At 48.2% G+C, this 6604-nt stretch carries 4 protein-coding genes and 4 pseudogenes; 2 read left to right on the forward strand and 6 right to left on the reverse strand.

All coding sequences use genetic code 11. The annotated features are described in order from the left end of the window. Window positions 1-14: 14 nt before the first annotated feature. Both lpdD and AC1DWB_RS30105 read right to left on the reverse strand, forming a co-directional pair. Window positions 15-278 carry a prenylated flavin chaperone LpdD gene (gene lpdD, locus AC1DWB_RS30100; protein ID WP_477544786.1) on the reverse strand — a complete coding sequence of 88 codons (264 nt, stop codon included), beginning with the start codon at window positions 276-278 and terminating at the stop codon, window positions 15-17. Further along, window positions 274-570, reverse strand: a pseudogene (locus AC1DWB_RS30105) (radical SAM protein); the annotation flags it as partial. The pseudogene AC1DWB_RS30105 and the gene lpdD, both read right to left, overlap by 5 nt. 173 nt (window positions 571-743) lie before the next feature. Between AC1DWB_RS30105 and AC1DWB_RS30110 the strand changes: the two are divergent. Further along, window positions 744-937 (forward strand): annotated as a pseudogene (locus AC1DWB_RS30110) (multicopper oxidase domain-containing protein); the annotation flags it as partial. A 206-nt stretch (window positions 938-1143) separates the two neighbouring features. Further along, window positions 1144-1359: an AraC family transcriptional regulator gene (locus AC1DWB_RS30115; RefSeq protein WP_477544787.1), complete on the forward strand. Its 216-nt coding sequence runs from the start codon at window positions 1144-1146 to the stop codon at window positions 1357-1359. A gap of 202 nt (window positions 1360-1561) precedes the next feature. Here AC1DWB_RS30115 and AC1DWB_RS30120 read toward each other — a convergent pair whose 3' ends face one another. The 4 genes and pseudogenes from AC1DWB_RS30120 to AC1DWB_RS30135 all read right to left on the reverse strand — a co-directional run. Then, window positions 1562-3793: an ATP-binding cassette domain-containing protein gene (locus AC1DWB_RS30120; protein ID WP_477544788.1), complete on the reverse strand. Its 2232-nt coding sequence runs from the start codon at window positions 3791-3793 to the stop codon at window positions 1562-1564. A gap of 429 nt (window positions 3794-4222) precedes the next feature. Further along, window positions 4223-4526: pseudogene (locus tag AC1DWB_RS30125) on the reverse strand (SRPBCC family protein); the annotation flags it as partial. A gap of 108 nt (window positions 4527-4634) precedes the next feature. Next, a complete protein-coding gene (locus tag AC1DWB_RS30130) occupies window positions 4635-6119 on the reverse strand; it encodes a hypothetical protein (protein WP_477544789.1) in 1485 nt (494 codons plus the stop codon). Window positions 6120-6428: 309 nt separating this feature from the next. Beyond that, window positions 6429-6604, reverse strand: a pseudogene (locus AC1DWB_RS30135) (DinB family protein); the annotation flags it as partial.

Below are 6604 nucleotides of genomic sequence, written 5' to 3' on the forward strand. Positions count from 1 at the left end.
GAATATAATCGTTCTCAATTCCGGTCTGCCCATTGCTCGAGCACCTGCTTCATTTCCCTTCTCGCTTCAGCCACTATATCTTCAATGTCCTGTTTGGACGGTTGGTCCAGATGAATACCCACAAGGACGGCAGCTGTACGATCTAGCGCACAGACTGCCGTCTTTGCAAGCTCTATAGCCAATTCACCTTCGCGATGGCCTGGCAGGGACAGAAGATCAGAGATAATGATTCGGTGTTCCGATACATAAGCCGTTGCCGTCGCGCCAATGAATAGCACTGGGTGTCATAGAAACAGGAAGTTTTTTCTCTTCTATAGCATAACGGGCTAGTTCGAATAAGTCTGGCCGCATTAAAGGATCCCCACCTGTAAAAACGAACAATGGATGGTCCATCTTGGCTATTTCATCAATCAGCTTTTTACCTTCTTCTGTAGAAAGTTGACGGGGATCGGCTCTATACTGTGCTTCAGCCCTGCAGTGCAAACATTTCAAAGCGCATGCTCGTGTAACTTCCCAAATGACGATGAATGGATTGACGTTGTAATCTCTTTCCTTATGAATAGAAATCATACAATCCGTCCTCTCTTGCAGATCTGAATCAACCTTTGAGGATGGGGATGCGATATTTAGGCTGCAGTTCAACGCCCCTATTAAGGAGACACCCAAGAATGATCTGACTCTGGTTGTCCAGAAAGTCAACCAACCTCCAGTGGATCCGATCGTAACAAGAGACGGAAAAATAGTATATCGAAATGACCGCTCAGATTACCGATGTAGAAATCTCGAAGGGTGTCTTGTATAATGCCTGGACATTCAATGGAACTGTTCCCGGTCCAGTCCTTCGTGTTCAAGAAGGAGATACCCTTAATCCTATCCTGCCAACACTCCAGGGGTTTTCATGTACCACTGCGGAACTAAGCCGGTGCTAGCCCATATCGATCTATTGGTAGCCCCTATATCACTTCCGTTGCAATCGGAAACGAGATCGGGCAACTGCAAGCCAAGATCTTCGATCTCATGCATGCCAAACATAACGGTAACAATATGGCTTTGTTCAATGCTGTGAAAGTGAAGCAGCACCTATTTTCTGTTTTGGATACTGTTCTGTCCATATCCCGTTATAAAGCGGGGAGTTTTGAAAAAATGAAAAAGTCCGAAAAGTTTGAATCGGTATTGAAATATATCGAAGAGCATCTTGGCGAGAAAATAAAAGTTTCCCAATTGGCCGGGCTTAAGTTCGTTTCAACCTCGTATTTCTACAAAGAATTTCAATCGTTCGATTTATCCCCGATGCAGTACATCCAAGCACAGCGATTTAAGAAGGTTTTTTCTATTTATCGGTACAAATTCTTGTCATAAGTCGATGGCTAATCGGCGGCTCTACAGTCTAAAAGCTGGATCCTTTTCGGGAGCTGAACGAATGGCTGGAGGAGATTGCACTGCGGGAGTGTTCATTCCAGTAGATACCGGTTCAACAACATTTTTCTATAATGTCTCGGGCTATTGCCATACATCGATTTGAAGAAGCGGATAAATGGAAACGTACTATCAGCCAACTAGGTTAGCAATTTCTCGTATCGTCAAATCGGAAGTTGCCAATAAATATTGCGCCGCCGCCCTTGCTGCCTCCGTCCGGTCCCATATCGATGATCCAATCCGCTTGGCTGATCACATCTAGGTTGTGCTCGATGACGATCACCGTATTGCCGGCATCCACGAGGCGGTTCATGATCCCCAGAAGGTGACCGATATCTGACATATGCAGGCCGGTCGTCGGCTCGTCCATCACGTAGATGCTGCCCTTCTTATGCAGCTCGCTTGCCAGCTTGATTCGCTGGCATTCCCCGCCCGAGAGCGTGCTGAGAGGCTGGCCGAGTGTAATATAGTTCAGTCCCACATCACTCATCGCCTGGAGCTTGCGCACAACCTCTTTTAGCTGAAAATAATCCAATGCCTGCTCCACGGTCATCTCCAGCACTTCTGCTATTGATTTGCCGTTTAGCTTGTATGCGAGCACCTCTTCCTTGAACCGTCTACCTCCGCATACTTCGCATGGCAGCTCCACGCTGTCGAGGAATGCAAGGTCTGTAGACACAACACCCAGTCCTTGGCAGTTCTCGCAAGCACCCTTGGAGTTGAAGCTGAACAAGCCTTGGTTGACCTTATTCGCGGAAGCAAACGCCTTGCGCACATCATCCATAATGCCCGTGTAGGTCGCCGGATTCGAGCGTGTTGACACCCCTACCGCCGCTTGGTCGATGACGATCGTTCCCGGATGCTGGCTGAGGAATACTTCGTTAATCAGCGTACTCTTGCCCGAGCCGGCGACACCCGTAACGACTGTCAGCACTCCGGTTGGAATATCTACACTCACGTTCCGCAGGTTGTGCAGTGTGGCATTCTTGATGGGCAGCTTGCCGGATGGCTGCCTGCAATCGTGCTTCAGCTGGAGCGGCCGCTTCATATGGGTGCCCGTCAGCGTACCTGCCTCCAACAGGCCTTGGAAGCTTCCTTCATACACGATGGTACCGCCACGGCTGCCGGCGTAAGGCCCGACGTCGACGATATGATCCGCCAACTTGATCACATCGGGATCATGCTCGACGACAATCACGGTATTGCCCTTGTCACGCAGCTTCTGAAGCAATCCATTTAACCGGTGAACATCACGGGGGTGCAAGCCAACGCTGGGCTCATCGAAGATGTAATTGACATCCACCAGACTGCCGCTCAGGTGTTTCACCATCTTGACGCGCTGCGACTCGCCGCCGGACAATGTATCAGTCTCACGGTCCAGCGTCAAGTAGTCAAGTCCGATATCCACCAGATGCTGCAACCGCTCCGTCAGCGACTTGATGACCGGTGCGGCGACAGGATCGTCAATCTCCCGAATGATGCGAATGAAATGTCCGACCTCCATGGAGGACAACTCCGCAATGTTGTGTCCATTGATCCTGCAGTTGAGTGCGGCCTGACTGAGTCTCGCGCCGTGGCAGCTGGAGCAGTTACCCTCGGTGATGTACGGTGCAACAGCTTGTTGTGTGCGCTCTGACTTCGTCTTCACATCCTGCTTGATGTATTTGTTGGTAAACTTCTCAATGACACCTTCCACAGTAATATTCATTGCCTTCCCTGCGAAATCCATCTTAACTTTCCTCGCCTTGCCGTACAGCAGTTGTTCTAAGTCCTCATCCGAATAATCGCTTAGCTTCTTGTCGAGATCAAAGGGCCCCGACTGTACGATCATGTTCCAATCCCAGCCGTTCACCGCATAGCCCGGCAGCATGATTGCTCCTTCATTCAACGACTTTGACTTGTCCAGCGCCGTGCTCATGTCGACGCACAGGCTGCGACCGATCCCGTTGCACTCGGGACACATGCCTTGCGGATCGTTAAACGAGAACATGTTCGCTTGTCCAACATAGGGCTGACCCACTCGGGAGAAGAGAAGACGGAGAATGGGAGAGATATCGGTAATCGTGCCCATCGTGGAATGGGAACCGCCGCCCAGCCGCTTCTGATCCACAATAACAGCCATGCTCAGGTTCTCGATCGCGTCCGCATCCGGCTGCGGATAGCGGGGCAGGAAATTGCGCACGAACATGCTGAAGTTCTCATTCAGCAATCTCGTGGATTCTGCCGCGATCGTATCGAAGACGATCGATGACTTGCCGGATCCGGATACCCCGGTGAAGATCGTGATCTTCCGCTTGGGAATGCGCAAGGATACGTTCTTAAGATTGTTTTCCCTCGCACCCGAGATTACGATATACTCCTGATTAGATTCACTCATGCTTATCATCCTTTCGATCGTGTTAATTTCTACTTATATTCACATTGTACCATTCATCGTGTATTGAAAGTCGGGCAGCCCGAACTTGCACCTGTTATTGTTCTAACCAGGAGGTGATGCGATAACTTTTCTCGAATATTCAGGGTGTGTCTGTACTTTACTGACTTTGCAAAGAATACCTTTTCACGTTATCCACCTCTTCGGCATAAGTAAGGCTTAGATAATAGGGCGATCACATACTAGCTTTATCCATACTCACTTAGTGTGAACTCGACCCGAAACGACAAGAACTTGTCAGATTGTCCGAATCAACATAAACCGGCTGCAAACTACATGCAGCCGGTTTATGTTGATTCGGGTCAAGCAGGATTCAACTATCGTACTCATTAATTTAGCATTGGGGAAGGAGATATTAATTACCGAATGCGGTTATTGTTCCAACACCTTTTCAAACTCACCGAACCAATTACCCCAGCCATACCTAGCTGCCTTCGAGTCCTTGAGTATTTGAGAATCCGGTTTGTTCGAGACGAAGTTTAACCTTTCCGTCTCCTAAGTCCTGCAGCGTCCAGGTGACCGTGTGCTCCTCACCGGTGACTCCCCAAGTATAGGACAACCGGTTTGGTGCGTCCACGATAAACACTTCGCCGTCAATAATTCCATTTCACCATTCGGACTGCTGCGTGAGAAACTGAAAACGGTATCCTACGACGGGCTTAAAATCATTTTCCATGATCCACTAAAAGATCGCCAATTCACCGTTAACATGCTGATAACTTAATAGAGCTGTCGGCATCGTTCCGCGGCAGCTCTGAAGCGGAACTTCGATATTTCTCATGCCTTATTTTCTTTTAAAAAGCTCTTCCAGCTGGTAATCATACCAAAATTTCAGCTTATCTTGCGTCAGTTCTCGAACTTCGTTGTATTTCTCGGATAGCGTGAACAGCCTTCCCGTGTCGTCCATCACAACTCTGCCTGTCACAGGCGGTGCGACGGGCAATAGATCATAATTGGAATCGATCAAATAGACACCATCGTTATCCGATACTTCCATATCTAGGTATCTGTTGTAGACTCGGAAGTACATATTCCCTTGAGCATATCCAATGTAACCTATATCTTGGTAGCCAAACTTCTCATTTGGGAAGCGCTGATTGATCAGTTCCAGCGTCCCATCGGTTCGCAACAAGGACAGCGTACCCCGCAGGTGTCCATTGCTTACTCTAATATTGCCTGGCGCTTGATTGTAAAACCAGACCGATCCGTCCGGAGCAAGAACCGGTGTTCCAAGACTCGCTTCCAATCGTTTGGCTTCCCCACCATTAATCAAAAATGTAGCCGTTTCGTACGGCGTATACGGCGCTGGGATATGATTCAAATAACCGATGCTCACACTAACCAGTGTCGTTTGATTACTAAGGACAAGCTTGCTAGCGGAACGCCTGATCCCTCTATCCTCATATCGAGGATTTTCCTTATAGTATTTATCATGCTTATCCTGAATCTCCTTCCAGGACATGAGCCGGGTCCCATTAAACTGTAGGTCTTCTCCTGCCTCCTGCAAGTCTTCATCCGAATTGACCCATTGTAATTCCGATTTATTGCTTTGCTCCTCCGCCCGTTTGGTACGCGCCGCATCCACGATCTTCCTCTCCGATTCATCCAGAAGCTCGGGGTCGGAGTCCAGCGTCTTGCTCAGTTTCGTTAATTGCATATTACCCTGAAGCATCGTAGTAAGATACAGGAACTCATGATCCTCATGATAAATGTCCGTCCACAGCTTATTTTGCCAGCTCAGAATCGTGAAGCCCTCCCGATCGTCCCAATAAGTTTTCCAGTGAAACGCATCATTAGTAAACCGCCAAGTCATCGGAAAATAGGTCACATTTCGAAAGGATAATATAGGATAGGGCTCCTCGGACTGATGAATCGGCTTGTCACCGATTCGAACCGGATAATCAACGACTTGAGCCGAATAGTTGCCCTTCGGATCGTTCCGGTCGGATCCCAGCTCGGGCTGGGGCATGCCTCCGCCGCCAGTTACCCGAATGCGCAGTCCTTCCGCCTCATTCCATGAGGTGTCCAGACCTAGCGCCCGGCTGTATTCCCAGGTCATAGGAAAATAGGTGATATCTTTGTAAACCAGCAGCGGGTACTCTGCGTTACTGCTGTCTATGCTTTTGCCATTTAAGGTAACGGGAAACGACGGAAGCTGAACCTTGACCACCGCACCGGCAGCGGAAACAGTTCGCGGCGACTCAGAAACTGTAAGACCGCAGAGCATGACAAGCGCAGTTACCCCGGTAACCCAATTTTTAAATAGCATTAAGAGTCCTCCCTTTTACATAGATTTGAATTATTATTAGTTTTATCCTCACACATTAGACGTCGTCTGCTCTAAGGAAGTTTCTGTAATTTTTTATTTCAGCAGGTGCAGATGTACCAGTAATTGGACTCGTAATGTTGCTCTTTGCGTTAATTTGCCCGCTAACTGAGTGAAGGGCTGCCACGTGGCAGCCCTTCAAATGGACCTCATACATTTTTCCCCCGCGATGAATACCCGTTCCATATTGCTTATCTAAATTATTTTGTTCCACTTGATTATTATATTGTACACTTTTGAACATTCGTCCCTTTAATTTGACAGACAATATTCGTTATACCACTTTCTAAGTTGATTAATTTGAGCCTGATGATAGCGGCTATGGTCTGCCATATGCCATAGGCCCCAGCGTATGGTTGCTTGCTTTTCATTTTCATGTCCAAAAGTGACAACTATATCTAGGTCAGCATCTGTTAATTGTGTACATG

This window comes from Paenibacillus sp. P4_E11 (assembly GCF_056401635.1).

What these genes read in the sequence shown, in the direction of transcription:
- AC1DWB_RS30130 (WP_477544789.1), bottom strand. Translation starts at nt 6,119, where the DNA reads ATGCTATTTAAAAATTGGGTTACCGGGGTAACTGCGCTTGTCATGCTC.
- AC1DWB_RS30115 (WP_477544787.1), top strand. Translation starts at nt 1,144, where the DNA reads ATGAAAAAGTCCGAAAAGTTTGAATCGGTATTGAAATATATCGAAGAG.
- AC1DWB_RS30120 (WP_477544788.1), bottom strand. Translation starts at nt 3,793, where the DNA reads ATGAGTGAATCTAATCAGGAGTATATCGTAATCTCGGGTGCGAGGGAA.